This is a genomic window from Streptococcus sp. oral taxon 064, from assembly GCF_001683375.1.
Lineage (GTDB): Bacteria > Bacillota > Bacilli > Lactobacillales > Streptococcaceae > Streptococcus > Streptococcus oralis_S.
Map to the genome: position 1 here is coordinate 1,165,670 of NZ_CP016207.1, position 25,169 is coordinate 1,190,838.

26 protein-coding genes and 1 pseudogene are annotated in these 25,169 nt (G+C 41.4%); 18 read left to right on the forward strand and 9 right to left on the reverse strand.

What is annotated here, in order from left to right; all coding sequences use genetic code 11:
* Positions 1–148 precede the first annotated feature (148 nt).
* Both AXF18_RS05660 and AXF18_RS05665 read left to right on the forward strand, forming a co-directional pair.
* A complete protein-coding gene (locus AXF18_RS05660; protein WP_000548981.1) occupies positions 149–826 on the forward strand; it encodes a response regulator transcription factor in 678 nt (225 codons plus the stop codon).
* On the forward strand, positions 819–1,793 hold the full coding sequence (locus AXF18_RS05665) for a sensor histidine kinase (protein WP_065371635.1): 975 nt from the start codon (positions 819–821) through the stop codon (positions 1,791–1,793). The genes AXF18_RS05660 and AXF18_RS05665 overlap by 8 nt, the downstream gene beginning before the upstream one ends.
* 153 nt (positions 1,794–1,946) lie before the next feature.
* Here AXF18_RS05665 and thrS read toward each other — a convergent pair whose 3' ends face one another.
* The 4 genes and pseudogenes from thrS to AXF18_RS05680 form a co-directional block, all read right to left on the reverse strand.
* Positions 1,947–3,890 (reverse strand): threonine--tRNA ligase, encoded by a 1,944-nt coding sequence (gene thrS, locus AXF18_RS05670; protein ID WP_065371636.1) that lies wholly within the window; start codon positions 3,888–3,890, stop codon positions 1,947–1,949.
* A gap of 87 nt (positions 3,891–3,977) precedes the next feature.
* Positions 3,978–4,349: a hypothetical protein gene (locus tag AXF18_RS05675; protein WP_065371947.1), complete on the reverse strand. Its 372-nt coding sequence runs from the start codon at positions 4,347–4,349 to the stop codon at positions 3,978–3,980.
* 57 nt (positions 4,350–4,406) lie between these two features.
* A pseudogene (locus AXF18_RS10150) lies at positions 4,407–4,600 on the reverse strand (hypothetical protein).
* 82 nt (positions 4,601–4,682) lie between these two features.
* On the reverse strand, positions 4,683–5,048 hold the full coding sequence (locus tag AXF18_RS05680) for a hypothetical protein (protein WP_065371637.1): 366 nt from the start codon (positions 5,046–5,048) through the stop codon (positions 4,683–4,685).
* Between the two features lie 197 nt (positions 5,049–5,245).
* On the opposite strand from AXF18_RS05680, the gene AXF18_RS05685 reads away from it, so the two are divergent.
* The 3 genes from AXF18_RS05685 (at position 5,246) to AXF18_RS05695 (ending at position 7,801) form a co-directional block, all read left to right on the forward strand.
* Complete coding sequence (locus tag AXF18_RS05685) at positions 5,246–6,097, forward strand: metallophosphoesterase (RefSeq protein WP_065371638.1); 852 nt, start codon at positions 5,246–5,248, stop codon at positions 6,095–6,097.
* A 160-nt stretch (positions 6,098–6,257) separates the two neighbouring features.
* Entirely contained in the window at positions 6,258–7,199 is a 942-nt protein-coding gene (locus AXF18_RS05690) for a hypothetical protein (protein ID WP_065371639.1), read from the forward strand.
* 164 nt (positions 7,200–7,363) lie between these two features.
* Positions 7,364–7,801, forward strand: coding sequence for an Rrf2 family transcriptional regulator (locus tag AXF18_RS05695; protein ID WP_001167390.1), 438 nt, complete (start codon positions 7,364–7,366; stop codon positions 7,799–7,801).
* Between the two features lie 142 nt (positions 7,802–7,943).
* Here the strand turns inward: AXF18_RS05695 and AXF18_RS05700 are convergent, their stop codons facing one another.
* From AXF18_RS05700 to AXF18_RS05720, 5 genes are all read right to left on the reverse strand, one after another.
* Positions 7,944–8,726, reverse strand: coding sequence for a DUF4037 domain-containing protein (locus AXF18_RS05700; RefSeq protein ID WP_065371640.1), 783 nt, complete (start codon positions 8,724–8,726; stop codon positions 7,944–7,946).
* A gap of 130 nt (positions 8,727–8,856) precedes the next feature.
* On the reverse strand, positions 8,857–9,516 hold the full coding sequence (locus AXF18_RS05705) for an amino acid ABC transporter permease (RefSeq protein WP_065371641.1): 660 nt from the start codon (positions 9,514–9,516) through the stop codon (positions 8,857–8,859).
* Positions 9,517–9,525: 9 nt separating this feature from the next.
* Positions 9,526–10,203, reverse strand: a complete 678-nt coding sequence (locus AXF18_RS05710; protein WP_065371642.1) for an amino acid ABC transporter permease — start codon at positions 10,201–10,203, stop codon at positions 9,526–9,528.
* Positions 10,204–10,215: 12 nt separating this feature from the next.
* Positions 10,216–11,010: a transporter substrate-binding domain-containing protein gene (locus tag AXF18_RS05715; RefSeq protein WP_084437472.1), complete on the reverse strand. Its 795-nt coding sequence runs from the start codon at positions 11,008–11,010 to the stop codon at positions 10,216–10,218.
* 10 nt (positions 11,011–11,020) lie between these two features.
* Positions 11,021–11,779 carry an amino acid ABC transporter ATP-binding protein gene (locus AXF18_RS05720; RefSeq protein WP_065371643.1) on the reverse strand — a complete coding sequence of 253 codons (759 nt, stop codon included), beginning with the start codon at positions 11,777–11,779 and terminating at the stop codon, positions 11,021–11,023.
* 177 nt (positions 11,780–11,956) lie between these two features.
* Between AXF18_RS05720 and recJ the strand changes: the two genes are divergently transcribed.
* The 13 genes from recJ (at position 11,957) to AXF18_RS05785 (ending at position 25,121) form a co-directional block, all read left to right on the forward strand.
* Complete coding sequence (recJ, locus tag AXF18_RS05725; protein ID WP_065371948.1) at positions 11,957–14,173, forward strand: single-stranded-DNA-specific exonuclease RecJ; 2,217 nt, start codon at positions 11,957–11,959, stop codon at positions 14,171–14,173.
* Positions 14,174–14,460: 287 nt separating this feature from the next.
* On the forward strand, positions 14,461–15,108 hold the full coding sequence (locus AXF18_RS05730) for a CHAP domain-containing protein (RefSeq protein WP_000754477.1): 648 nt from the start codon (positions 14,461–14,463) through the stop codon (positions 15,106–15,108).
* A 498-nt stretch (positions 15,109–15,606) separates the two neighbouring features.
* A complete protein-coding gene (locus AXF18_RS05735; protein ID WP_065371644.1) occupies positions 15,607–17,268 on the forward strand; it encodes a ribonuclease J in 1,662 nt (553 codons plus the stop codon).
* Positions 17,269–17,336: 68 nt separating this feature from the next.
* The gene (locus AXF18_RS05740) at positions 17,337–18,116 is read left to right on the forward strand and encodes an alpha/beta hydrolase family protein (RefSeq protein WP_049501475.1); all 780 of its coding nucleotides are present in this window, start codon (positions 17,337–17,339) and stop codon (positions 18,114–18,116) included.
* Positions 18,117–18,220: 104 nt separating this feature from the next.
* Positions 18,221–18,922: a M57 family metalloprotease gene (locus AXF18_RS05745; protein WP_049501474.1), complete on the forward strand. Its 702-nt coding sequence runs from the start codon at positions 18,221–18,223 to the stop codon at positions 18,920–18,922.
* A gap of 101 nt (positions 18,923–19,023) precedes the next feature.
* Positions 19,024–20,871, forward strand: a complete 1,848-nt coding sequence (gene uvrC, locus AXF18_RS05750) for an excinuclease ABC subunit UvrC (protein ID WP_049501473.1) — start codon at positions 19,024–19,026, stop codon at positions 20,869–20,871.
* On the forward strand, positions 20,861–21,715 hold the full coding sequence (locus AXF18_RS05755) for a metallophosphoesterase (RefSeq protein ID WP_049479636.1): 855 nt from the start codon (positions 20,861–20,863) through the stop codon (positions 21,713–21,715). The genes uvrC and AXF18_RS05755 overlap by 11 nt, the downstream gene beginning before the upstream one ends.
* Before the next feature lie 286 nt (positions 21,716–22,001).
* Positions 22,002–22,409: a hypothetical protein gene (locus AXF18_RS05760; RefSeq protein WP_049479165.1), complete on the forward strand. Its 408-nt coding sequence runs from the start codon at positions 22,002–22,004 to the stop codon at positions 22,407–22,409.
* 4 nt (positions 22,410–22,413) lie between these two features.
* The gene (locus tag AXF18_RS05765; protein ID WP_065371645.1) at positions 22,414–22,743 is read left to right on the forward strand and encodes a hypothetical protein; all 330 of its coding nucleotides are present in this window, start codon (positions 22,414–22,416) and stop codon (positions 22,741–22,743) included.
* 120 nt (positions 22,744–22,863) lie between these two features.
* On the forward strand, positions 22,864–23,256 hold the full coding sequence (locus AXF18_RS05770; protein ID WP_001042358.1) for a hypothetical protein: 393 nt from the start codon (positions 22,864–22,866) through the stop codon (positions 23,254–23,256).
* A complete protein-coding gene (locus tag AXF18_RS05775; protein ID WP_000704552.1) occupies positions 23,256–24,473 on the forward strand; it encodes a hypothetical protein in 1,218 nt (405 codons plus the stop codon). The genes AXF18_RS05770 and AXF18_RS05775 overlap by 1 nt, the downstream gene beginning before the upstream one ends.
* Positions 24,455–24,847, forward strand: coding sequence for a hypothetical protein (locus AXF18_RS05780; protein WP_000438034.1), 393 nt, complete (start codon positions 24,455–24,457; stop codon positions 24,845–24,847). The genes AXF18_RS05775 and AXF18_RS05780 overlap by 19 nt, the downstream gene beginning before the upstream one ends.
* Positions 24,828–25,121, forward strand: coding sequence for a hypothetical protein (locus AXF18_RS05785; protein WP_000880830.1), 294 nt, complete (start codon positions 24,828–24,830; stop codon positions 25,119–25,121). The genes AXF18_RS05780 and AXF18_RS05785 overlap by 20 nt, the downstream gene beginning before the upstream one ends.
* The last annotated feature ends 48 nt before the right edge of the window (positions 25,122–25,169 follow it).

Genomic DNA, 25,169 nt, shown 5'->3' on the forward strand with positions numbered 1-25,169 from the left:
TAAGGTATGATATCAGTGGGATTGTTTTCTATTTAGCTTTCGTTTCCGAATCTGGATTTGAAAGATAAATAGCCAAATAGTTGAGTTACTAATTCATAGATTTTTATTAAGGTTTTTTATAGTTTGAACAAGAGTAAAGGAGGAGCGCATGCACAAGATTTTACTAGTAGAAGATGACCAAGTTATTCGACAACAAGTGGGAAAACTGCTCTCTGAGTGGGGATTTGAGGTCGTTTTGGTAGAAGACTTTATGGAAGTATTGAGCCTTTTTGTTCAGTCGGAGCCTCATTTGGTCCTCATGGATATCGGTCTGCCTCTTTTTAATGGTTACCATTGGTGCCAGGAGATTCGTAAGATTTCTAAGGTGCCCATCATGTTTCTCTCTTCGAGAGATCAAGCGATGGATATCGTCATGGCGATCAATATGGGGGCAGATGACTTTGTGACCAAGCCTTTTGACCAGCAGGTGCTCCTTGCCAAGGTTCAAGGCTTGTTGCGCCGTTCCTATGAATTTGGCCGTGATGAAAGTCTGCTGGAGTATGCGGGTGTGATCCTCAATACCAAGTCTATGGACCTGCACTATCAGGGGGAAGTCCTGAGTTTGACCAAGAATGAATTTCAAATTTTGCGGGTCTTGTTTGAACATGCTGGCAATATCGTGGCGCGTGATGACCTGATGCGGGAACTCTGGAATAGCGACTTTTTCATCGATGACAATACCTTGTCTGTCAATGTTGCTCGCCTGCGCAAAAAGTTGGAGGAGCAAGGTTTAGCAGGGTTTATCGAAACCAAGAAAGGGATAGGATACGGACTGAAACATGCTTGATTGGAAATCATTTTTTCTAGCCTATCTGCGTTCTCGCAGTCGCGTTTTTGCCTATATTTTTTCATTAGGCTTTCTCGTCCTTCTCTTTCAGTTTTTATTTGCTAGTCTAGGAACTTATTTTCTTTATTTCTTTCTGCTCAGTAGTTTTGTGACCTTCCTATTTTTGGCTTGGGATATATTTGCAGAAGCTCAGGTTTACCGGCAGGAAATACTCTATGCTGAGAGAGACCCCAAGTCTCCTCTGGAATGTGCGCTAGTAGAAAAGCTCGAAGAGCGTGAGTCTGAATTGTATCAAAAGAAGTCGGAAGCGCAGAGTAAGCTGACGGATTTGCTTGACTACTACACCTTGTGGGTTCACCAAATCAAGACCCCCATTGCGGCAAGCCGTCTCTTGGTAGCAGAAGTCTCTGATCGTGAGGTTAAGCAGCAACTGGAACAGGAAATCTTTAAGATTGACTCCTATACCAATCTGGTGTTGCAGTACCTGCGTTTGGAGAGCTTCCATGATGACTTGGTATTTGAAAAGGTTCAAGTGGAAGATCTGGTGAAGGAAGTGGTTCGCAAGTATGCTCTTTTCTTTATCCAAAAAGGACTGACGCTCAATCTACATGATCTAGACAAAACCATCGTGACCGATAAGAAGTGGCTGTTGGTCGTCATTGAACAAATCCTCTCAAACAGTCTCAAATACACCAAAGAAGGTGGGCTAGAGATTTATATGGAAGGTCAGGAGCTCTGTATCAAGGATACGGGAATCGGGATTAAAAACAGCGATGTGCTCCGAGTCTTTGAACGTGGCTTTTCAGGCTACAATGGGCGTTTGACCCAGCAGTCATCTGGACTTGGCCTCTATCTATCTAAGAAAATTTCTGAAGAACTGGGCCACCAGATTCGCATCGAGTCTGAGGTCGGAAAAGGAACAACCGTACGGATTAAATTCGCTGAAGTGAAGCTCGTTATTGAGTAAACATAAATGAGAAAAAGCCTCCGAATGGAGGCTTTTATGCTAGGCTCTTATACTCAATGAAAATCAAAGAGCAAACTAGGAAACTAGCCGCAGGCTGTACTTGAGTACGGCAAGGCGACGTTGACGTGGTTTGAATTTGATTTTCGAAGAGTATTATTTCTCAACGCGTGATTTGTTAGCGATATCAGCCAGGATAGATTCAACAAAGTCATCAACTGAGACAGTTTGTGTTTCTTTTTGGCCGTAGCGACGAACATTGACTGTTCCGTCTTCCATTTCCTTGTCACCAACGATCAATTGGTAAGGAATTTTGCTTGTTTGTGAAGCACGGATCTTGAACTGCATTTTTTCGTTGCGTTCATCCACATCAGCACGGACACCACGGTCACGGAGCTTCTTAGCCACTTCCCATGCGTAGTCCACGTGTTTTTCGTTAGATACTGGGATGAGGGTTACTTGATGTGGTGCAAGCCATGTTGGGAAAGCTCCCTTGTAGTTCTCAATCAAGATAGCTGTGAAGCGTTCCATAGTTGAAATAACACCACGGTGGATCATAACTGGACGATGTTCTTCACCATCAGCTCCGATGTATTTGAGGTCGAAGCGTTCTGGAAGCAAGAAGTCAAGTTGGATAGTCGAAAGGGTTTCTTCTTTTCCGAGAGCTGTCTTAACTTGGATATCCAATTTTGGTCCGTAGAAGGCTGCTTCACCTTCAGCTTCAAAGTAGTCAACGCCCATTTCATCAAGGGCTGCACGAAGCATAGTTTGGGCATTTTCCCACATCTCATCGTTATCGAAGTATTTGTGAGTATCTTGAGGGTCACGAAGAGAGAGACGGAAGCGGTATTCAGTCAAGTTGAAGTCTTCATAAACATCGATAATCAACTGAAGGGCACGTTGGAATTCTTCTTGGATTTGTTCTGGAGTAACAAAGAGGTGACCGTCGTTGAGTGACATCTCACGCACACGTTGAAGACCTGTGAGGGCACCAGATTTCTCGTAGCGGTGCATCATACCGATTTCAGCGATACGGATTGGCAATTCGCGGTATGAGTGAACATGGTGTTTGAAGACTTGGATGTGGTGTGGGCAGTTCATTGGACGAAGGACAAATTCTTCCCCGTCACCCATGTCCATGGTTGGGAACATGTCTTCTTGGTAATGATCCCAGTGACCAGAAGTCATGTAAAGCTCTACAGAAGCAAGTGGTGGAGTGTAAACGTGTTGGTAGCCAGAAGCCAACTCTTTGTCGACAATGTAGCGCTCCAATTCACGACGGATAGTCGCACCGTTTGGCAACCAGAATGGTAGTCCTTGTCCGACTTCTTGTGAAATCATGAAGAGGTCAAGCTCTTTGCCAAGTTTACGGTGGTCACGTTCTTTGGCTTCTTCACGCATTTGAAGGTAGTTCTTCAAGTCTTTCTTGTCAAACCAAGCTGTACCGTAGATCCGTTGCATCATCGCGTTGTCGCTATTTCCACGCCAGTAAGCACCTGCTACATGAAGAAGGTGGAAGATTTGGATACGGCCTGTTGATGGAACGTGAGGTCCACGGCAGAGGTCTACATATTCACCCTGACGGTAGATAGTCAACCCACCTTCGTCTTCTGAGTGTTCTTCGATCAATTCCAACTTGTAAGGGTCGTTCTTGAAGATTTCACGTGCCTCGTCTTTCGTCACTTCTTCACGGATTGATGGGAAGTTTTCTTTAACGATTTTTTTCATTTCTTCTTCGATACGAGGAAGGTCTTCGTTGGAGATTTGACCAGCTGTGTTATCAGTATCGTAGTAGAAGCCATCTTCAATAGCTGGACCAACACCCAAGTGAATATCTGGGAAAAGGCGACGAGCTGCTTGGGCAAACAAGTGAGCAGCTGAGTGACGCAAGATTGGAAGGGCATCTTCGTGATCAGGTGTCACGATTTCGATGCTTCCATCTTCAGTGATAGCACGAGTCGTATCGATGAGTTTGCCGTTGAATTTACCAGCCAAGGCTTTTTTAGCGAGGGAATTGCTGATAGATTGGGCAATTTCAAAAGTAGTCACGCCAGATTCGAATTCACGAACAGCGCCATCTGGGAAAGTAATCTTAATCATGGTTTTCTCCTTAAAAATTTATCATATTTAAAAATTGAGGTTGAAGAAGTAGAGAATTCGATATCTACAAAGAATCATAACAATTAATTATCTAAACAAATGATAGTTTAACTTTCTCATTTTAAAGATAAAGAAAGCTGTAGAAATGAATAGATAGCATACTAAGGAAAGGATTAGAGACAGATATTGTTCATCAGTCATCTCACCTTCCATGTATATCCTTAGCGGATAGTTTCTTATAGCATTAACCAAATAAATACCAGCAGTTAGGCTTAGAAAATATCCTGACAGGATGAGTTTCTTTTTCTTAAAAAACATTAAGATACCAAGAAAAGGAGCAAGAAATGGCAAAAGAGGAACAAATGCAAAAAATGAAAAAACAACAATGTACTCTAACCCCCATAGACTGAGAGTTTTCATTAGCCATACATAGACGATAAGGAAGGCACAGGGAATCACCCAAGACAATGATTTATTCACATTAACCTCCAGCTTCTTTTCTTAGCTATGTTTCATTTAATCTGGCAATATCTCTATTCTCCAAACAAAAAACGACATCCTAAAAGGACGTCGCAACGTGGTTCCACCTTCATTCATGTTCCTCAAAAAAGAGGGACACCTCTGATTGGCTTTAACGTGGCCACCGTTTTATGTTTGCATAAAAGTCAGTAGAGTAGTATCAGTTTAGGCTTTCTATGCGTTTTCAGCAACCACGCACTCTCTAGTAGAAAGGGACTAAGTGACTTGTCTCTATGCATTATTATAGCATGATTGCGAGAATTTTCAAGGTTTTTATATAATTTTTTTGTTTTTCGCTCTCTGGAAGAGATGCTTGATACCCACACCAGAAACCAACCCAAGTAGGGCAAAGAGTTCATAGGCTAGGAAGTAAAGCAGGATGAACTCACCAAAGGTGATGATGGTAAAGCAATAGAGCAGACCAATACCGAGTAGCCACCAAAGTGAGAAATGAAATCGATAGCTATAAAGTAGCGATACGATAAAGATTACCAGAGGTGAAAAGAGGATGATGTTGTAAATGTAGAGCCCTTTCAGTGTATATGGGTCGGAGATGAGTAGAGAGAGGAGTTCATAGAGGGGCCAGTAAAAGAAGAAAATGACAAGGTAGTATGGGATATACTTAAGATAATTCCGCATGGCAATAGTCCTCCAATCTGGAAAAATTGAGAGATATTGTAGACCACATAATCCTAAATGAAGGAGAAATCTCTACTTATATTATAGCACGATTTAAAAGCTCTTACAATTTAATCCAGTGATCAGTGATAGTGATCTTTTCGAGTGTTTTCTGCTATAATACTAACAAAAGAAGTAAGAGAGAATGAGGAGAAAGAATGACCAAAATAGCAGTTCTTTCAGACATACATGGAAATACGACAGCTTTGGAAGCTGTTCTGACTGATGCAAGAGCGGCAGAGGTAGATGAGTACTGGCTTTTGGGAGATATTCTCATGCCTGGAACAGGACGTAGAAGGATATTGGACCTCTTAGCTAGCTTGCCTATTACAGTAAGAGTTCTTGGTAATTGGGAAAATAGTCTCTGGCGAGGCCTGCATCGCAAGTTAGATCCTACAATAGCGAGTCATCGTTATCTCCTGCGTCAAAGTCAGTACATCTTAGAGGAGGTCAGCCCTGAAGAAATCGAAGACCTCAATAATCAACCCATGCAAGTTCATCGTCAGTTTGGTGATTTGATGGTGGGAATCACTCACCATCTCCCTGATAAAAACTGGGGTAGAGAGTTGATTCATACGGGAAAGCAAGAAGATTTTGATAGATTGGTCACTAATCCACACGCCTCTATCGCAGTATATGGTCATATTCATCAACAGTTGCTTCGTTACGGAAGTGATGGACAGTTGATTCTTAATCCAGGTTCCATTGGACAACCTTTCTTTCTAGATGCGAAGTTGCGTAAGGACCTTCGGGCTCAGTATATGATTTTAGAGTTTGATGAAGTAGGTTTGTCTGATGTTGATTTTCGTCGAGTGGATTATGATGTAGAAGCTGAATTGCAGTTGGCTAAGGATTTGAAGCTCCCCTATTTTCAGGTCTACTATGAAAGTTTGGTAAATGGGATTCACCATACTCATAATCATGAATTGTTAGGTCAGATTAGTGAACAAGAAGGTTATGATCAGGATGTTGAACTCTGGATGGAAAGAGACAAAAAAGATTGGTTTTAAGAGGACTTCTAGCTAGAAAACAGATAGTCTAGGAACTGTTGTTTTCCGATAAGTCGAACTGGATACGAATTGACGGCTTCTCAAATTTATGTTAGAATAACGGAATATAACTAATTTGAATCTCATACTAATTGATATTCAAAATAAGAGGAGACAGATAATGAAACCAGAAGAGTTACACGCTATTGCCTCGGAGTTGGGCTTGCAATTTGACGAAGATTCGCGTAGTATTTATGGCACGCAGTCAGGCTATTTACTTTTCCTGCAAGAAACTGACGTGAAAAATCAGTTTCGACTTTGTGTCAGTGTGAGTTTGAATGGTAATCCTGCGGATTTAGAAGAAAATGAATTGGTTTGGGATGAGTTTAAGAGTGAATCTCTTCCAAACTTGTCGACCTTGTCTATCAATCAGTACCTTGTTTCTTTTGTCGTAAAAGGTGCAATGCGCAAATCCAAAACAATCGAAAAGTTACAGACGCTCATAACAGACCTCGTTGCATTCCTTGAAACCCATCATTTCGTCCAAGTCTGTGCCTACAGCGGTCAGGAGGGGCCCGTTGGTCTCTATCAATTAGGTGATTCAATTTTCCTTATCAACGAGGAAAGCTATCAATTGCTGAAGAGCAATCTTCAGATTGAGGTAGATTCTTATCAAAATCAAAAGGAAAATGTTCTTCTTGGAGCAGTTGGTGCCTTGCTTGGAGCCTTGATTGGTGGAGCAGTTGCTCTATTTATCGCTCGTCTAGGTTATGTAGCTATGGTAGCGGGTATTGTTCTGGGGATTTGTACCATTAAAGGATATGAAATCCTTGGAAGAAAGGTATCTCGAAAGGGGATTGTGATTTCCTCTATTTGGATGGTGATTACTGTCTTTCTAGTGAATCAAATTGATTTGGCGATGGAAGTCGTTGCCAAACTAGGGGTTGAGTTTGCCTTTGCTTTCCGAGTGGTGAATGATTTAATCTTTAGCGGTCATTTTTCAGATAACTATTTTTATAATCTAGCTATGTTAGCTGTGTTTACCTTAGTTGGTGCTGGGGTGTCTATCAGCTCAGTCTGGTCAAGTCATAAAACAAAAGGGATTGTCCGTAAAATTGCATAAAAAATAAGTCTTTGTATGCCCTCTACCGTTCTGGTTGTCAAGAGGGATACAGGACTTTTTGCATGGAGAAGGTAATCATTTGTTAATATTTGACAGGATAAGCAAAAAAGGTATAATGTTTATACGGGAAAAGATGAATAAAATATCAATGAAAGGAGAAGAAGATGCAAATTTCAAGCCGATTTACAATTGCGACTCATATGATGATTATTATTGCAATGCAGGATACAGACAGTAAGGTAACTAGTGATTTTCTTGCGGCCAGTGTCGGAGTCAATCCAGTCATTATCCGTAAGACTTTATCGCAACTCAAAAAAGCTGGATTGATTTCAGTTGCTCGTGGTACGGGAGGAACTGAGATAATAAAAGACCTTCAAGAGATCAGTTTGTTGGATGTCTACCAAGCTGTGGAGTGTTTAGGAAAATCCGGTAAGCTCTTTAGTTTTCATGACAATCCAAATCCTAATTGCCCAATTGGTGCGAATATCCATGCAGTTTTGGACCAAAAGTTGTTTGATGTTCAAGCAGCTATGGAAAACCAACTGCGTCAGACAAGTCTGGCTCAGGTTGTGGCAGATGCTCAGAATAAACTGTCTAAGTAAGAGGACTAAGGTTCTCTTTTTCTATTGCCGCTCTTTTTATGAGTTGGGCAAGAAGAATTGTGGTAAAGTGTACTAGATTCTTTACGGTAAACTATAAAGAAAAATGTGAGCCTCAGTTTCAGGTTCACATTTTCTTTTTGGTCTATGGCAAAATGGCTTTTAGTTCCTTCAGGATAGTTTGCAAGGTTACGATCGCTTGTTCTCCTTGTTGTGGTTGGTAGAGTAGTTGGAAATACTTGCGAATAGTTTCTTCAAATTGCATAGGGAGGAGTGTACAATTGGTCTTTGCGTACTCCAACATTCGTTTTTCACCAGGATGGGTTTGCTCATTGAGCGCAAATAACAAGTCAAAGTAGGAAGCAAAAAACTCACTCGTACGATGATTCATACTGAGAAGATCTTGGCGTTTGATAGCTTTTTCTATTTGGTGAGAGAAGGCAGGCATGGCTTGTTCTAGCAAAAGGAGTTGCCTTTCGATGATATGCTTTTTGAGTTCCTGTGGATAGGGAATCTGGTAAGTCTTTTGGAGAGAAGCATAGTGTCCATTCGGGTCATATAGAATCTTGCTGTGGAGTAGATTATGCCACATGCAAGTTGTATAAGCGTTTTGAGCTTTGTGTTGAAAAATGGTTGAGTTCAATTCCTGTTCAAACGACTCCATCGAACGATAAATCAACTCGATTTCGATACCGTTGTTTAGTACGCAGTCATCCTCTAACTCCCAAAACTGGTTTCCAATTTCCATATAGGAGCAATAGTTGCTAAGAATGATTTGACGAGTTTTCTCGTCAATAGGTGAGTTAAGATAGACATAAACGTCATAATCAGAGTTTTGATCGTAGGCTTGTCCTGCACGAGAACCACCAAGAGCAATAGCTTCTACTTGTTCCAGTTGAGAGAATTCTTTGTAAAGGTCTTGAATCATTGTTTTTCTCCTTGCGTTATGGTTTTAAAGTTATTTTACCAAAAAAGTAAAACGTTTGCATAGCATTGAGTTGTCCTTTTTCATTTATAGCAAAAAATATGAACCCTTGTTTTGAGTTCACATTTCGTTTTTATTCTGCGGCTTGTTGCCAACGTTTTGCTAGCATATGAGACAGGCTAGAAATGGCAAAGTTAAAGATAAAGTAAATCAAGGCAATCAGGATATAAAGACTGAAGACCTGCTCTGGTTCGAAATAACGTCCCATGAGAATTTGGCTGGCGCCAAAGAGTTCTTGTAGGGCGATAACAGAGTAGAGGAGACTGGTATCCTTAATCACGGTTACAAACTGAGAAATGATGGCTGGCAGCATTTTACGGATCGCTTGTGGGAGAATGATGTAGTAGAGGATTTGCGCTGAAGTGAATCCTTGCGACATTCCTGCTTCGTACTGGCCTTTGTCCACGGCATTGAGACCGCCTCGGATAATCTCAGCTAGGGCTGCTGAGGTAAAAAGAGTAAAGGCAGTAATACCTGCTGGTGTGGACTTCATCTTGAACACCAAAAAGATGGTGAAAATCCAGAGAAGGTTGGGAACGTTACGTACAAACTCGATATAAACGCTGGAGATGATTCGTAAGATAGGATTTTTCCCATTTCTCATGACGGCTAGCACTGTTCCGATAAGGGTCGAGAGGACGATTGCAATTAGAGAAATGTAGAGGGTCAAGCCAAATCCTTTAAAGATAAAGATTAGGTTATCTGGGGTCAAAACTTCTAAAATAGATTCCATAGTAACCTCCTAAAGTGAATAGGCTTTTTTGTTGGCTTGCTCCATCTTGCGACCAAACTGGGCAACAGGGAAGCATAGAGCAAAGTAGAGAAGAGCAGCACCTAAAAAGGCTGGGATATAGTTTCCGTTGAGAGCCGACCAAGACTTAGTCACAAACATCAAGTCTACTCCAGAGATGATAGCGACTGTAGAGGTGTTCTTGATGAGGTTAACGATTTGGTTGGTCAATGGAGGGAGAATGATACGGAAGGCCTGAGGCAAGATAATCAAGCACATGGCACTGATATAGGTAAAACCTTGCGACAGGGCGGCCTCCATCTGACCGCTAGGAATAGACTGAATCCCTGAACGAATAACCTCAGCGATATAAGCGCCGTGATAGAGTCCCACGCAGAGAACAGCTGTCCAATAAATCGGAATCATGATGGTATGGTCACTGATAAGAGGCAAACCATAAAAGACGATGACAAACTGCACCAAGAGGGGAGTATTTTGGTAAAATTCGACAAAGATACGAGCCAAAACACGCAAGAATGGGCGTTTGCTAGTTGACATGGCTCCAAAGAAGATGCCCAAAACCATGGCGAGGATAAAGGAACCAACCGCTAGGGCAAGGGTAAAGAGGAAACCATTGAAAAATTGTCCAAAATCCTGAAAATAGGCTGTCCAAGATGATAAATCTGTCATGGGGTGTCCTCCTTAATCTGCTGTGTGGCTAGATGGTTTGAGCTTGTAACGGTCATAGAGTTTTTGAAGACTGCCGTCCTTGCTCCATTTAGTGACCAAGTTATCAAGATAATCGTTTAGCTCCGTGTTTGATTTCTTGGTGACGATACCGTAGTCAGATGGCTTAAAACTATCATCTAGTAGTTCTGTCCGTTTACTAATGTAGCCAGACAGGATAGAACGGTCCACGGAAAAAGCATCAATACGGTGAGCGTGAAGGGAAGTAATCAATTCTGGGTAGGAACCAAGTTCGACGAATTTAAAGGTTAGACCTTTCTTTTTACCCAGTTCAGTAATCAGGCGTTGGGTGATGGAACCTTGGGCAACCCCAATGGTTTTGCCGTTTAGGTCCTCAATGCTTTTGATGTTGGCGGATTTATTGACCAAAAAACCAGAAGCATCCGTGTAGTAGGGACTGGTGAAGTTGTATAATTTTTTACGTTCGTCTGTGATGGTGAAAGTTGCGATATCCATGTCGACCTGTTCGTTGTCTAGTAGTGGACCGCGGGTTTGAGCGGTAACAGGAACGTAGCGAATCTTGACTTTGAGTTCGTCTGCAATCATCTTGGCTAAGTCGGTTTCGATACCAGAATAAGTCCCTGTCTTGGGATCTTTGTAACCAAAATTGGGAACGTCTTGTTTGACACCGACAACCAGTTCGCCTCTTTTTTGAATGTCTGCGACACTAGTATCAGCCTGGACTGGTTTGGCAGCAGCAAGGCCGAAAAGGCTAATCAATAATGCTGATAAAAAGAATTTCTTTTTCATAGGTGCCTCCTTATTTGACTTTATCACTTTCGTGGTTGATAATTTTGCTGAGGAATTGCTGGGCACGAGGTTCGCTTGGATTGTCGAAAAAGTCATCGACATCTGTCGTATCCACCAAAACTTCTCCGTCGGCCATAAAGATAATGCGGTCCGCAACTTCACGGGCAAAGCCCATTTCGTGGGTAACGATGATCATATTCATCCCGTCATGTGCTAGTTTCTGCATAACTGCTAGAACATCTCCGATAGTCTCAGGATCAAGAGCAGATGTTGGCTCATCAAAGAGGAGGAGTTCTGGATGCATGGCAAGACCACGAGCGATGGCGATCCGCTGTTTTTGTCCACCAGATAGCATGGCCGGATAAGAATCTTTCTTGTCCCACATATTTACAAATTCCAGATATTTTTGGGCTGTTTTTTCAGCTTCTTTTTTATCAATCCCTAGAACTTTTATAGGCGCAAGTGTCACGTTTTCTAACACTGTTTTGTGTGGATAAAGATTAAAATGTTGAAAAACCATGCCGACTTCCTTACGAAGAGGAACTAAATCTTTCTGACTAGCACCTACTATTTGGTGTCCATTGACCAGGAGACTTCCTTTGTCAACAGCCTCCAAACCATTGATCGTACGGATAAGAGTGGACTTCCCAGAGCCAGAAGGTCCAAGCAGGACAACAACTTGTCCTTTTTCAAAACGGAGATTGATGTCGCGGAGTGCGTGGTAGTCTCCGTAATATTTTTCGACGTTTTTAAATTCTACTAAAGCCATGAGAGATCTCCTTTGTGTTAGATTTTATAACATGATTCTATAACAAAAGAATGTTCTTGTCAAATCATATCTGAAAAAAATTCACTAAAATGTTATAAAAAAGCAATCTGGATAGAGAAAATGCCTAAATCATGTTATAATGAAACGATAGAATTCTTAGAAAGAGTGGATGTTTTTTTGATAACTCCTACTTATGAATGGCAGTTTGCCCCGCAGGTTGAAGATGCGGATTTTACAAAGATAGCCAAGAAGGCTGGGCTGGGTCCCGAGGTGGCACGGTTATTATTTGAAAGAGGGATTCAGGATGAAGAAAGTCTAAAGAAGTTTTTAGAACCTTCTTTAGAGGACTTACATGACCCCTATCTGCTCCATGATATGGACAAGGCAGTAGAACGGATTCGTCAGGCCATTGAAGAAGGGGAAAACATTCTCATCTATGGAGACTACGATGCGGATGGTATGACTTCAGCTTCGATTGTGAAGGAAAGTTTGGAACAGCTTGGTGCTGAGTGCCGTGTTTACCTACCCAATCGTTTTACCGATGGCTATGGTCCCAATGCCAGTGTTTATAAATACTTTATCGAGCAAGAGGGTATTTCCTTGATTGTGACAGTGGATAATGGAGTTGCTGGTCACGAGGCCATTGAATTGGCCCAGTCTATGGGAGTGGATGTCATTGTGACTGACCACCATTCCATGCCGGAAACCCTTCCTGATGCCTATGCGATTGTTCACCCTGAGCATCCAGATGCGGATTATCCCTTCAAATATTTGGCCGGATGCGGAGTGGCTTTCAAGCTAGCTTGCGCTCTTTTAGAAGAAGTGCAAGTGGAATTGCTTGATTTGGTTGCTATCGGTACCATTGCAGATATGGTGAGTTTGACAGATGAAAACCGTATTTTGGTTCAATATGGTCTGGAAATGCTGGGGCATACTCAGCGTATTGGTCTACAAGAAATGCTGGATATGGCTGGGATTGCTGCGAATGAAGTTACAGAAGAAACGGTTGGCTTTCAGATTGCCCCTCGTTTAAATGCCTTGGGGCGTTTAGATGATCCTAATCCAGCTATTGATTTGTTGACTGGGTTTGACGACGAGGAAGCACATGAGATTGCCCTCATGATTCACCAGAAAAATGAAGAACGTAAGGAGATCGTTCAGTCAATCTATGAAGAAGCTAAGACCATGGTAGATCCTGAGAAGAAGGTCCAGATTTTGGCCAAGGAAGGCTGGAATCCTGGGGTTCTGGGTATCGTTGCTGGTCGTTTGTTGGAAGAACTAGGGCAGACAGTCATCGTTCTTAGTATAGAAGAAGATCGTGCCAAGGGCAGTGCTCGTAGTGTGGAAGCGGTCGATATTTTTGAAGCTCTGGATCCCCATCGAGACCTCTTTATCGCCTTTGGCGGCCATGCTGGTGCAGCTGGAATGACGCTGGAAGTGGAGAAGCTTCCAGATTTATCTCAAGTCTTGGAAGACTATGTCCGTGAAAAAGGTGCAGATGCTGTTGGCAAGAACAAGTTAAATCTAGATGAAGAGTTGGACTTGGAGACCCTTAGTTTAGAAACGGTTAAAAGTTTTGAACGTTTGGCACCTTTTGGAATGGACAATCAGAAACCTGTCTTTTATATCAAGGATTTTCATGTCGAAAGTGCTCGTACCATGGGAGCAGGAAATGTCCACCTAAAACTAAAAATTTCCAAGGGTGAGGCGAGTTTTGAAGTGGTGGCCTTTGGACAAGGTAGATGGGCAACAGAGTTTGCTCAAACCAAGAATCTAGAATTGGCAGTCACCTTGTCTGTCAACCAATGGAATGGGCAAACTGCCCTCCAGTTGATGATGGTGGATGCGCGTGTGGAGGGTGTTCAACTCTTTAACATTCGTGGGAAGAATGCAGTCTTGCCAGAAGGGGTTCCAGTCTTGGACTTTGCTGGAGAATTACCAGAATTAGCGACCAGTGATGCTGTGGTTGTGAAAACCATTCCTGAAGATATTACCTTGCTGAAGGCCATTTTTCAGGAACAGGATTTCTCTGCTGTCTATTTCAAAAATGACATCGATAAGGCCTACTATCTGACAGGTTACGGGACTAGAGAACAGTTTGCAAAATTGTACAAGACCATTTACCAGTTTCCAGAGTTTGATATTCGCTACAAGCTGAAAGATTTGGCGGCTTATCTCAATATCCAACAAATCTTGCTGGTCAAGATGATCCAAGTATTTGAAGAGCTGGGCTTTGTGACGATCAAAGATGGTGTCATGACAGTCAATAAAGAAGCGCCAAAAAGGGAAATTGGTGAAAGTCAGATTTACCAAAATCTCAAACAGATTGTTAAAGACCAAGAAATGATGGCGCTGGGGACAGTTCAAGAAATTTATGATTTTTTAATGGAGTAATAGATGGAAAGGGACTGAGATGACCTATCTCGGTCTCTTTTTGACGGATAAATGCTTGATGTGGGAGTGGTTGATTGGATAGTCTTTTGGATGGTTTGCTGATGTAAAGGTTGGGGAAATGATTCATTTTTTTTATTCTCTTCTATCACTTTATACGATGTCTGCTTTTAAACCTTATGTAGTAAAAGTATAAATTTTTGTAACATGACTAAAATATAACTCTAAACGAACTGACATGTAAATCAAGTATGATTTTCTTATCAAGAAAATATAAGGGGAAAATAGTTATGAAAAAAACAGTTACGAAACTGACTCTTGGTTTGACTTCTACCGCTATTTTGGCTACAGTTGGGGCTCAAACTGTTCATGCGAACTCTTACGTTGTCCAAGACGGTGATTCATTTTATGCCATTGCAACTGCAAACGGCATGGATCCGCATGAGTTGGCAGCTTTGAATGGAAAAACCATCTTTGACACTATCCACCCAGGCGATGTATTGGAAGTAAGTGGTTCCGCTCAGGCTAGCTCTACCTACAGTGCTCCAGCTAGCACTGCGAATGTGGTATCAGATACAGAGGATGTTGTCGAAAAGACTCCGACAAACTATGGAAACTCTTATCCTGTTGGTCAGTGTACATGGGGTGTGAAAGAATTGGCTCCTTGGGCTAGCAACTGGTGGGGAAATGCCAACACGTGGGCAATCTACGCGAGCGCTCAAGGTTATAAGACAGGAAGTGTTCCAGTAGTAGGAGCAATCGCCGTTTGGGATGGTGGTGAATATGGACACGTTGCTTATGTAACAGATGTTCAAAGTGAAAACTCTATCCAGGTATTGGAAGCAAACTACAGACGTCAAAAGCAGATTGCGAATTATCGTGGCTTCTTTAATCCTCATGAATTTTTAGGTAACGTAACTTATATCTATCCAAACTAAAGATGATAAAAAGATTTAGAATTTCTAAGTCTTTTTTCTTTTTGAAGAAATTTCCTATCGTTAACCTCCATCTTAATGGCTAATTGCTGAAATTTTTAGATTCTGTAGCGAACAGGAAATTTTCGCTTTTGGATGTAGATAAACCATGTCTTTGTAGAAAATAGTTCTCAAGTCGAGAGGTAAAAGCAAGTTTTTTGAACTAAAAGAAAAATTTAGAGTTCGAGAAAGGTATCTGAAATCAAATTGATTCAGAAAATCCGTATTTTTGATGGTACAATCGTTCTATTATCTTCGATGAAGCCTCCAAAAGAGAAGTCAAAGTAAAAGAATTCGATTCACAGTAGTGACTAATCTCTAGTTAAAAACCGATCTTCGTTTTGAAAATAATCAAAAAAATGGTATAATGGTAGGAAAAGATTCGGCTGGAAGTTTTAGAACTTTTAGAATAAGAGGGTAAATTCACCCTATAATCAAGATAAATGAAGTTTCGGAGGGAAAATGAGTAATATTAGTTTAACAACACTAGGTGGTGTACGAGAAAATGGGAAAAATATGTACATCGCTGAAATCGATGGTTCTATTTTTGTTTTGGATGCTGGGCTTAAATACCCTGAAAATGAACAACTAGGTGTTGATGTCGTCATTCCAAATATGGACTACCTTTTTGAAAATAGCGATCGTATCGCCGGGGTCTTTTTGACCCACGGACATGCGGATGCCATTGGTGCCCTGCCTTATCTTTTGGCAGAGGCGAAGGTGCCTGTGTTTGGTTCTGAGTTGACCATTGAGTTGGCCAAACTCTTTGTCAAAGGAAATGATACGGTTAAGAAATTCAATGACTTCCATGTGATTGATGAAGATACAGAGATCGACTTTGGAGGGACTGTGGTTTCCTTCTTCCGTACAACTCACTCTATCCCAGAAAGTTTGGGAATAGTCCTGAAAACAGCTGAAGGTAGCATCGTTTATACAGGGGACTTCAAGTTTGACCAGACAGCTAGCGAATCCTATGCGACGGATTTTGCTCGTTTGGCAGAAATCGGTCGTGATGGTGTCTTGGCGCTCCTCAGTGATTCAGCCAATGCAGACAGCAATATCCAGGTGGCGAGCGAGAGTGAAGTTGGGGATGAAATTACTCAGACCATTGCAGACTGGGAAGGTCGTATCATCGTTGCAGCAGTTGCCAGCAACCTCTCTCGTATCCAGCAGGTTTTTGATGCGGCTGCAGATACAGGTCGCCGAGTTGTTTTGACTGGATTTGATATTGAAAATATCGTCCGCACTGCGATTCGACTCAAAAAATTATCTCTAGCTAATGAAAGTCTCTTGATTAAACCAAAAGAAATGTCTCGATTTGAAGACCATGAGTTGATTATTCTCGAGACGGGTCGTATGGGTGAGCCTATTAATGGACTTCGTAAGATGTCCATTGGTCGCCACCGCTATGTGGAAATCAAAGACGGGGACTTGGTCTATATCGTAACGACTCCATCTATCGCCAAAGAAGCCGTCATGGCGCGTGTTGAAAACATGATCTACCAAGCTGGTGGTGTGGTGAAACTCATTACCCAAAGCTTGCGAGTATCCGGACACGGAAATGCGCGTGATTTGCAGTTGATGATCAATCTTTTGCAACCAAACTACCTCTTCCCTATCCAAGGAGAGTATCGTGAGTTGGACGCGCATGCCAAGGCTGCCATGGCAGTTGGGATGTTGCCGGAACGCATTTTCATCCCTAAAAAGGGAACGACCATGTCTTATGAACATGGAGATTTTGTTCCAGCTGGAGCAGTTTCTGCAGGGGATGTCTTGATTGACGGAAATGCCATCGGGGATGTTGGAAATGTCGTCCTTCGTGACCGTAAGGTCTTGTCAGAAGATGGAATCTTTATCGTGGCAATCACTGTCAACCGTCGTGAGAAAAAAATTGTGGCCAAGGCCCGTGTTCATACGCGTGGGTTTGTTTACCTCAAGAAGAGCCGCGATATTCTCCGTGAAAGTTCAGAATTGATTAACCAAACGGTAGAAGATTATCTTCAAGGTGATGACTTTGACTGGGCAGATCTCAAAGGCAAGGTTCGTGACAATCTGACCAAGTACCTCTTTGATCAAACCAAGCGTCGTCCAGCAATCTTGCCAGTCGTGATGGAAGCAAAATAATAAGCAGAATACCTACAGAAAAAGTCGAAATTCGGCTTTTTCTTATAGAATAGTAAAAGGAGACAACCATGGCAGTTATGAATATTGAGTATTACTCAAAAGTTTTGGATATGGAGTGGGGTGTTACCGTACTCTATCCAGATGCTAGTCGGGTGACTGAACCAGATTGCACAGATATTCCTGTCCTTTATCTTTTGCACGGAATGTCAGGAAACCAAAATAGCTGGCTCAAACGTACCAATGTCGAACGCTTGTTGCGTGGAACCAATCTCATTGTTATCATGCCCAATACAAATAATGGCTGGTACACAGATACTCAGTATGGCTATAACTACTATACAGCTCTAGCAGAAGAACTCCCCCAAGTCATGAAACGTTTCTTCCCTAATATGACCAGCAAGCGAGAAAAGACCTTTATAGCTGGTCTCTCCATGGGTGGTTACGGCTCCTTCAAACTCGCTCTATCGACGAATCGATTTTCTCATGCGGCTAGTTTTTCTGGTGCGCTCAGTTTTCACGAATTTTCTCCTGAAAGTCAGGATCTTGGGTCACTTGCCTACTGGAGAGGAGTTTTTGGAGAAATCAAAGATTGGACAGCTAGTCCTCATTCGCTTGAAAGCATGGCTGCAAAATCCGATAAAAAGACCAAACTATGGGCTTGGTGTGGAGAGCAAGACTATCTTTACTCTGCCAATAACCTCGCAGTGAAAAACCTCAAAAAACTAGGTTTTGAGGTGACCTATAGTCATAGTCCAGGTAAGCACGAGTGGTACTACTGGGAAAAACAATTGGAGCGTTTTTTAGCTACTCTACCAATTGACTTTGTTTTGGAAGAGCGCTTATCTTAGTTTTAGGTTTCTTTCAGTTTTATTCAGTAAAATAGAGAATCTATCTTGGTCAAGGAGAATGTGATTTCAAGATAGGTTCTTATTTTTATGAAAGGTGGGACGTCATGTTCTGGATTATTCGATTATTCTTCCGATTTCTTTTGGGAATTTGGCGTTTCTTCTGGCGTCTGGTTTGGACTGTAGTTATTCTACTGCTCATTGCTTTTGGAGTGGTTTGGTATCTGACAGGTGATTTTCATTCTGCGGTCAATCAGGTTGAAAAAATGAGTAAGATTGGTCAAGGTGGCTGGAATCAATGGAAGGAGACGGGAACGCTGGAAGTCTTGTCTCAGACAGACAGTCACCAACATGCAGAAGGCAAGTGGGCTCAGGCCTCAGCTCGCATCTATATTGAACCTCAAATGGATGAGACCTTCCAAGGTGCCTATGCAGAAGCCATAAAAAACTGGAATCAAACGGGAGCCTTTACCTTTGAGGTGGTTGCGGATCCTAGCCAGGCAGATATTGTGGCAAGTGAGATGAATGATGGATCGACCGCTGTAGCTGGTCAAGCCGAGAGTCAAACCAATTTGTTAACCAAACAATTTATATCTGTAACGGTTCGCCTGAATCACTATTATCTATCCAATCCAAACTATGGTTATTCTTATGAACGGATCGTGCACACGGCGGAGCACGAGCTGGGGCATGCCATCGGATTGGATCATACCAACGAAATTTCTGTCATGCAGCCAGCAGGTTCCTATTATGGGATTCAGCCTCAGGATGTGAAGGCTGTTCAAGAGCTCTATACCAGTAGCGACTAGATAAAGTCGGTGAAATCTTAAAAGAAATCAAAGCTTCTCCAACAAGTGATTGGTGGGGCTTTTTGTTCGTCCTGTTACGGCCTTTTTGCTATAATGGAACTATGAATAACTTGATCAAATCAAAACTAGAGCTCTTGCCGACCAGCCCTGGTTGTTACATTCACAAGGATAAAAATGGCACCATTATCTATGTAGGAAAGGCTAAAAATCTGCGTAACCGTGTGCGCTCCTATTTCCGTGGCAGTCATGATACCAAGACAGAAGCTCTGGTATCTGAAATTGTGGATTTTGAATTTATCGTCACTGAGTCCAATATTGAGGCACTTCTCCTAGAAATCAACCTGATTAAGGAAAATAAGCCCAAGTACAATATCATGCTCAAGGATGACAAGTCCTATCCCTTCATCAAAATCACCAATGAGCGTTATCCTCGATTGATTATCACCCGTCAGGTCAAAAAGGATGGAGGTCTTTATTTTGGACCTTATCCTGATGTGGGGGCAGCCAATGAAATCAAGCGACTACTGGACCGGATTTTTCCTTTTCGGAAATGTACCAACCCGCCTTCAAAGGTTTGTTTTTACTACCATATTGGCCAGTGTATGGCCCATACCATCTGTAAAAAAGATGAGTCCTATTTTAAGTCCATGGCTCAGGAGGTTTCTGACTTCTTAAAAGGGCAGGATGACAAAATCATCGATGATCTTAAGGGTAAAATGGCAGTGGCAGCGCAAAGTATGGAGTTTGAACGTGCGGCAGAATACCGCGATTTGATTCAGGCAATAGGCACTCTAAGGACTAAGCAGCGGGTCATGGCCAAAGATTTGCAAAATCGGGACGTCTTTGGTTACTATGTGGATAAGGGCTGGATGTGTGTTCAGGTTTTCTTTGTCCGTCAGGGAAAACTCATCGAGCGGGATGTCAATCTTTTCCCTTATTACAACGATCCGGATGAGGACTTCTTGACCTATGTGGGACAATTCTATCAAGAAAAATCTCACCTGGTTCCCAATGAAGTATTGATTCCGCAGGATATTGACGAAGAAGCTGTCAAGGCCTTGGTGGATACCAAGATTCTCAAACCTCAGCGTGGTGAGAAAAAACAATTGGTCAATTTAGCTATAAAGAATGCCCGTGTTAGTCTGGAGCAGAAGTTCAATCTGCTAGAAAAATCAGTCGAAAAGACCCAAGGAGCTATTGAAAATCTGGGACGCTTGCTCCAAATCCCGACCCCAGTCCGTATCGAGTCCTTTGATAACTCTAATATCATGGGAACCAGTCCTGTTTCAGCCATGGTGGTCTTTGTCAATGGCAAACCGAGTAAAAAAGACTACCGAAAGTACAAGATAAAAACGGTTGTTGGACCAGACGATTATGCCAGTATGCGAGAGGTTATTCGCAGACGTTATGGTCGAGTACAACGAGAAGGTTTAACCCCGCCAGATTTGATTGTCATTGATGGGGGGCAAGGTCAAGTCAATATCGCTAAGCAAGTTATTCAAGAAGAGCTAGGTTTGGATATCCCAATTGCAGGTCTGCAAAAGAATGACAAGCACCAAACCCATGAATTGCTCTTCGGAGATCCACTGGAAGTGGTGGAGTTGTCTCGCAATTCTCAGGAATTTTTCCTGCTTCAACGCATCCAAGATGAGGTGCACCGCTTTGCTATCACCTTCCACCGTCAACTGCGCTCAAAAAATTCCTTTTCTTCACAACTGGATGGGATTGACGGTCTGGGACCTAAACGCAAACAGAATCTCATGAAGCATTTTAAATCTCTCACTAAAATCAAGGAAGCTAGTGTGGATGAAATTGTCGAAGTGGGTGTGCCAAGAGCAGTCGCAGAAGATGTGAAAAGAAAGTTGAACCCTCAGGAAGAAGTGGAATTGGCTCAAGTGGCGGAAGAAAGAGTGGACTACCAAACAAAAGGAGATTATGATGAACCATAAAATCGCAATTTTATCAGATATTCATGGAAATGTGACTGCCTTAGAAGCAGTGATTGCAGATGCTAAAGCACAAGGAGTCAGTGAATACTGGCTCATGGGAGACATTTTTCTCCCTGGTCCAGGTGCAAATGACTTGGTCGCTCTGTTAAAGGAACTTCCTATCACTGCAAGTGTTCGAGGCAATTGGGATGATTGTGTCCTTGAGGCTTTAGATGGGCAATATGGCTTGGAAGACCCACAGGAAGTCCAGCTCATGCGATTGACCCAGTTTTTGATGGAGCGAATGGATCCTGAAACGATTGACTGGCTACGAAGCTTACCTTTGCTAGAAAAGAAAGAAGTTGAGGGGCTGCGCTTTTCTCTTTCTCATAATTTGCCTGAAAAAAACTATGGTGGGGATCTGTCTGTTGGGAATGATACAGAGAAATTTGACCAACTCCTAGATGAGGAAACGGACGTGGCAATCTATGGTCATGTCCACAAGCAGTTGCTTCGTTATGGAAGTCAAGGGCAACAAATCATCAATCCAGGTACGATTGGCATGCCCTATTTTGATTGGGAAAAGTTAAAAAATCACCGTGCCCAGTATGCTGTGATAGAAGTGGAAAATGGGGAATTGGTAAATATTCTATTCCGAAAAGTTTCCTATGATTATGAAGCAGAGTTAGAATTGGCCAAGTCCAAGGGGCTTCCTTTTATCGAAATGTATGAAGAACTACGTCGAGATGACAACTATCGGGGGCACAATCTGGAACTCTTAGCTAGTTTAATTGAAAAGCATGGGTATGTGGAGGATGTGAAGAAATTTTTGGAGACTATAAAGTCAGAATATAAGGTAGACTAGTTTCTTTAAATCCCTGAAAATTAGTTGGAACTGGATGAGGGGTTCCCTGATTTAAAAGATGGACTTCGTTTGGTTACTCATCCTTGTTCCAATTTCTTTCCATGAAAAATCTCTGTAAGCTCTTTCAAAATATGGTAGAATGGATGCAGTAGAATTAGAAAAGGAAATCGTAAGTGAACTATGCTAAACTTGAATTCAATGCACAAGACCATAGTGGCTATTGGTCCTATATTATAAGGTAATTAAGACCAAGTTGCTTTATAGAATGATATAAGGAGGTGTGTTAATGAATAAGCGTAAAAAATGGGGTATTATTGCTTTAGTAATCTGTATTATAGGAGGAGTTATAATGTTTAGTTTGAATCATCCAAAAGAAAAAACATTGGAAGAGAAAATGAGAATCGAACAGGATAGGGTAGCAAAGTTTTTAGTTAGTAACTATGATTTAGCTGATGGACAAAAGATTGAGAGAGTGAAGTTTGTTGAATTTCAAAAAAATGAAAGCACCGGGAGTTGGAGGATTACTGCTAAAGTAAATAATCAATATGATATATCTGTCAAAATAGATTCTTTAAATGAGAATGGGAAAATAAGAAGTTCTAATTATTCACCAACAGAATTCATAAAGAGAGAACACAAAGAAGAAGCTGGGTATGATATAGCAGTAAAAATTATCTACTTAGAGGAGAGATAACTATATGGTTACAGAAGAAGATTATAGATATATAGTAGATGATGTTTACGATGTTGACTCTGGTAAGGTGAGTAATCCTATTCAGGAGGGACGATTAGTTGCAAACGATCGGTTTAAAGTAATCTCTAAACCCATAGATAACACCTCCAACGGTATGCAGGCGATGGCAGTTGCTCCTGTGGATAAAAATGGGAATGTGGATTATAGCCATGTAGTGATTGCCTATGCAGGGACGAATAAAGATGACATAAAGGATCTTGGTACGGATGTACAGTCTTTATGGCTTGGGAGGGAAAAACTACAGTCTCGTTCAGGACTAAATTCTGCGAAGTAGTAGATTCTCAGTTTGTGACGGTGCTGGATTACGCTAATGTTAGTTAAAATAGCTGTTTATGTTATACTATAAGGTAACTGGGGCTAGTTGCTTTATAGAATGATATAAGGAGGTGTGTTAATGAATAAGCGTAAAAAATGGGGTATTATTGCTTTAGTAATTTGTGTAATAGGAGGAATCGTGATGTTTAGTTTAAATCATCAAAAAGAAAAAACATTGGAAGAAAAAATGAGAATCGAACAGGATAGGATGGTATTGTATTTAGTTAATCATTATGAGGGAATCAATGAAATAGAATTTAATGATATAGAAAATAATGCTACAACAGGTTCAAGAACTGCGTTATTAACTCTAAATAAAGAACTTGAAATGGAAATTACTTTCTTTAAATTTAACGATAAAACTGACAATTATGTAATTAGTTGGAATAAAAGATTAAATTTACAAGAAAAAAATGAAATCACTAATCAACAAACAATAGATAATATTAAAGTGAAATATTGGAGCAAGTGATGAAAATAACAGATAAAAATTATAATGATATTGTTGATGGAGTTTATAATGTTGATGCAGGAAAAGTAAAACGACCTTGGAGAGACGATAAGATTTTTAAATCAAATGGACAAACTTTTCGAGTTCTTAGTGCAAAAGACAACACCTCCAACGGTATGCAGGCGATGGCGGTTGCTCCTGTGGATAAAAATGGGAATGTGGATTATAGCCATGTAGTGATTGCCTATGCTGGGACGAATAAAGATGATCGACTTGACATCCAAACAGATATCCAATCAATAGGATTTGGTGATAGACAGGTGTTGTCGGATTTGAAAACAAAGACATTTAGAAAATCTCAATTTCAAACGGCTCTGAGTTTTGCGGAAGAAATCGAAAAAACTTATCCCTCTGCTAAAATTACAACTGCGGGGCATTCGCTTGGAGAGTCACTGGCTATGTATGTCGCTTTAAAGCGAGGTTATGCCAATGTTGGGTATAACGGGCCAGATATTCATAACTTGATTTCGAAAGAAGAAATCAAGTACATGCAAGAACATCCAGAACAATTTCGCAATTTCCGTCATAAGTATGATGTTATTGGCAATATTACGGGAAATACGACTCAAACAGCTATATTTCCCTACATCTACCCTGCAAAAGATAACTGGGGTGACAAGTTAGAATATCATAACTTGTCCCAGTGGCGATTTGATGAGAATGGCCAGCTAGTTGATTTGGATGGAAAACGTGTCACAAATCTCAAAGTAACGGCATTAGCAGAAGCAACAGCGGGTATGTACCGCTACCAAAAAATTAAAAGCTACCTCTCGGCAGATGGTTTGTCAAGTAGGGAAGAGATATACTTGGATAGCTTGCAGGGAATGGCTCTAGGGGAAGGAATGGCTAATGCGGCTCGAGCTGGTGCAGACGACGTCAAGCACCTTCAAGAAGAGGTGGTGTCAAAAGCACAAGAACTATGGAATCAGCTTGACTTTAGTAGTTTCCGATACCTGAGTTATGATGAAGTTCTATCGACTTTTGCGTCTGCGGGTGTGACTCAGGATACGATTGTCGGTTCAGTTAAGCAAGATTTTGAGCAAATGAATCAAAAGGCTGAAAAACTAGCCACAGAGTTTGATACCCTTAACCAACAGATTATCCAAGTCATTGAGAGTAAACTGGCCACAGATAAGGAATTGGCAGGAGAATTTAGAAAATGGAACAGTCGGATTTAGTCTTCCAAAAGTTAAAAGCAAAAGAAAAAGAGCATTATGATTTGGAAGATGAGTATCTAAAGCGGAAAGCAACTTTTACGAATCAATATAACGAACTCTATGAACGTCGAGACCGCCTTGCCCGAATCATTGAAGACGAAGCTAGCAAAATGGATGTCTTTCTTCAAAAGGGACAACACAGTTACCAAGATGGAGAACAGTTTTATAGGAGTTTGCAACAATTGATGGAGGATTCTCAGTTTGCGTGTAGGCGTAGAGAAGATGAATTGCAGTACCATGAAGAGATGTTAGATAGAGATTATCGTAAAAAGCAAGATGAGTTAGAACAGACAATCGGAGATTTAAGGAGGTCATATGCTCGCACCATTAAATGAATATTACACAGATGAAGAATATGAATTTGCTTTACGTCAGATGTATCGCATGATGGAGAGGAATAGAATCTATACAATGGCGACAGTAATCTTAAAGGAAAAAAATTCTTTGCAAACCAACTATAAAGAAAAAGTGAGAGAAAGTGCGGAGGAGACAAAAGTCGCTATTGGGAAAATAAAATCACAGATGGATACGGCCATAAAAGGTCAGGTAAAGAAAAAGTTGGAAGAAGTGACAACGGAGAAGCTATCTCAGTATGATTCCATTTGCTAATTTTATGGTGAGTGATATAGAATAATTATTACAAACTGCACAGAGCAG

Excerpts from the sequence above, each read along its gene's own strand:
- AXF18_RS05660 (WP_000548981.1), top strand. The coding sequence starts at position 149 with ATGCACAAGATTTTACTAGTAGAAGATGACCAAGTTATTCGACAACAA.
- AXF18_RS05665 (WP_065371635.1), top strand. The coding sequence starts at position 819 with ATGCTTGATTGGAAATCATTTTTTCTAGCCTATCTGCGTTCTCGCAGT.
- thrS (WP_065371636.1), bottom strand. The coding sequence starts at position 3,890 with ATGATTAAGATTACTTTCCCAGATGGCGCTGTTCGTGAATTCGAATCT.
- AXF18_RS05680 (WP_065371637.1), bottom strand. The coding sequence starts at position 5,048 with ATGCGGAATTATCTTAAGTATATCCCATACTACCTTGTCATTTTCTTC.
- AXF18_RS05685 (WP_065371638.1), top strand. The coding sequence starts at position 5,246 with ATGACCAAAATAGCAGTTCTTTCAGACATACATGGAAATACGACAGCT.
- AXF18_RS05690 (WP_065371639.1), top strand. The coding sequence starts at position 6,258 with ATGAAACCAGAAGAGTTACACGCTATTGCCTCGGAGTTGGGCTTGCAA.
- AXF18_RS05695 (WP_001167390.1), top strand. The coding sequence starts at position 7,364 with ATGCAAATTTCAAGCCGATTTACAATTGCGACTCATATGATGATTATT.
- AXF18_RS05700 (WP_065371640.1), bottom strand. The coding sequence starts at position 8,726 with ATGATTCAAGACCTTTACAAAGAATTCTCTCAACTGGAACAAGTAGAA.
- AXF18_RS05705 (WP_065371641.1), bottom strand. The coding sequence starts at position 9,516 with ATGGAATCTATTTTAGAAGTTTTGACCCCAGATAACCTAATCTTTATC.
- AXF18_RS05710 (WP_065371642.1), bottom strand. The coding sequence starts at position 10,203 with ATGACAGATTTATCATCTTGGACAGCCTATTTTCAGGATTTTGGACAA.
- AXF18_RS05715 (WP_084437472.1), bottom strand. The coding sequence starts at position 11,010 with ATGAAAAAGAAATTCTTTTTATCAGCATTATTGATTAGCCTTTTCGGC.
- AXF18_RS05720 (WP_065371643.1), bottom strand. The coding sequence starts at position 11,779 with ATGGCTTTAGTAGAATTTAAAAACGTCGAAAAATATTACGGAGACTAC.
- AXF18_RS05730 (WP_000754477.1), top strand. The coding sequence starts at position 14,461 with ATGAAAAAAACAGTTACGAAACTGACTCTTGGTTTGACTTCTACCGCT.
- AXF18_RS05735 (WP_065371644.1), top strand. The coding sequence starts at position 15,607 with ATGAGTAATATTAGTTTAACAACACTAGGTGGTGTACGAGAAAATGGG.
- AXF18_RS05740 (WP_049501475.1), top strand. The coding sequence starts at position 17,337 with ATGGCAGTTATGAATATTGAGTATTACTCAAAAGTTTTGGATATGGAG.
- AXF18_RS05745 (WP_049501474.1), top strand. The coding sequence starts at position 18,221 with ATGTTCTGGATTATTCGATTATTCTTCCGATTTCTTTTGGGAATTTGG.
- uvrC (WP_049501473.1), top strand. The coding sequence starts at position 19,024 with ATGAATAACTTGATCAAATCAAAACTAGAGCTCTTGCCGACCAGCCCT.
- AXF18_RS05755 (WP_049479636.1), top strand. The coding sequence starts at position 20,861 with ATGAACCATAAAATCGCAATTTTATCAGATATTCATGGAAATGTGACT.
- AXF18_RS05760 (WP_049479165.1), top strand. The coding sequence starts at position 22,002 with ATGAATAAGCGTAAAAAATGGGGTATTATTGCTTTAGTAATCTGTATT.
- AXF18_RS05765 (WP_065371645.1), top strand. The coding sequence starts at position 22,414 with ATGGTTACAGAAGAAGATTATAGATATATAGTAGATGATGTTTACGAT.
- AXF18_RS05770 (WP_001042358.1), top strand. The coding sequence starts at position 22,864 with ATGAATAAGCGTAAAAAATGGGGTATTATTGCTTTAGTAATTTGTGTA.
- AXF18_RS05775 (WP_000704552.1), top strand. The coding sequence starts at position 23,256 with ATGAAAATAACAGATAAAAATTATAATGATATTGTTGATGGAGTTTAT.
- AXF18_RS05780 (WP_000438034.1), top strand. The coding sequence starts at position 24,455 with ATGGAACAGTCGGATTTAGTCTTCCAAAAGTTAAAAGCAAAAGAAAAA.
- AXF18_RS05785 (WP_000880830.1), top strand. The coding sequence starts at position 24,828 with ATGCTCGCACCATTAAATGAATATTACACAGATGAAGAATATGAATTT.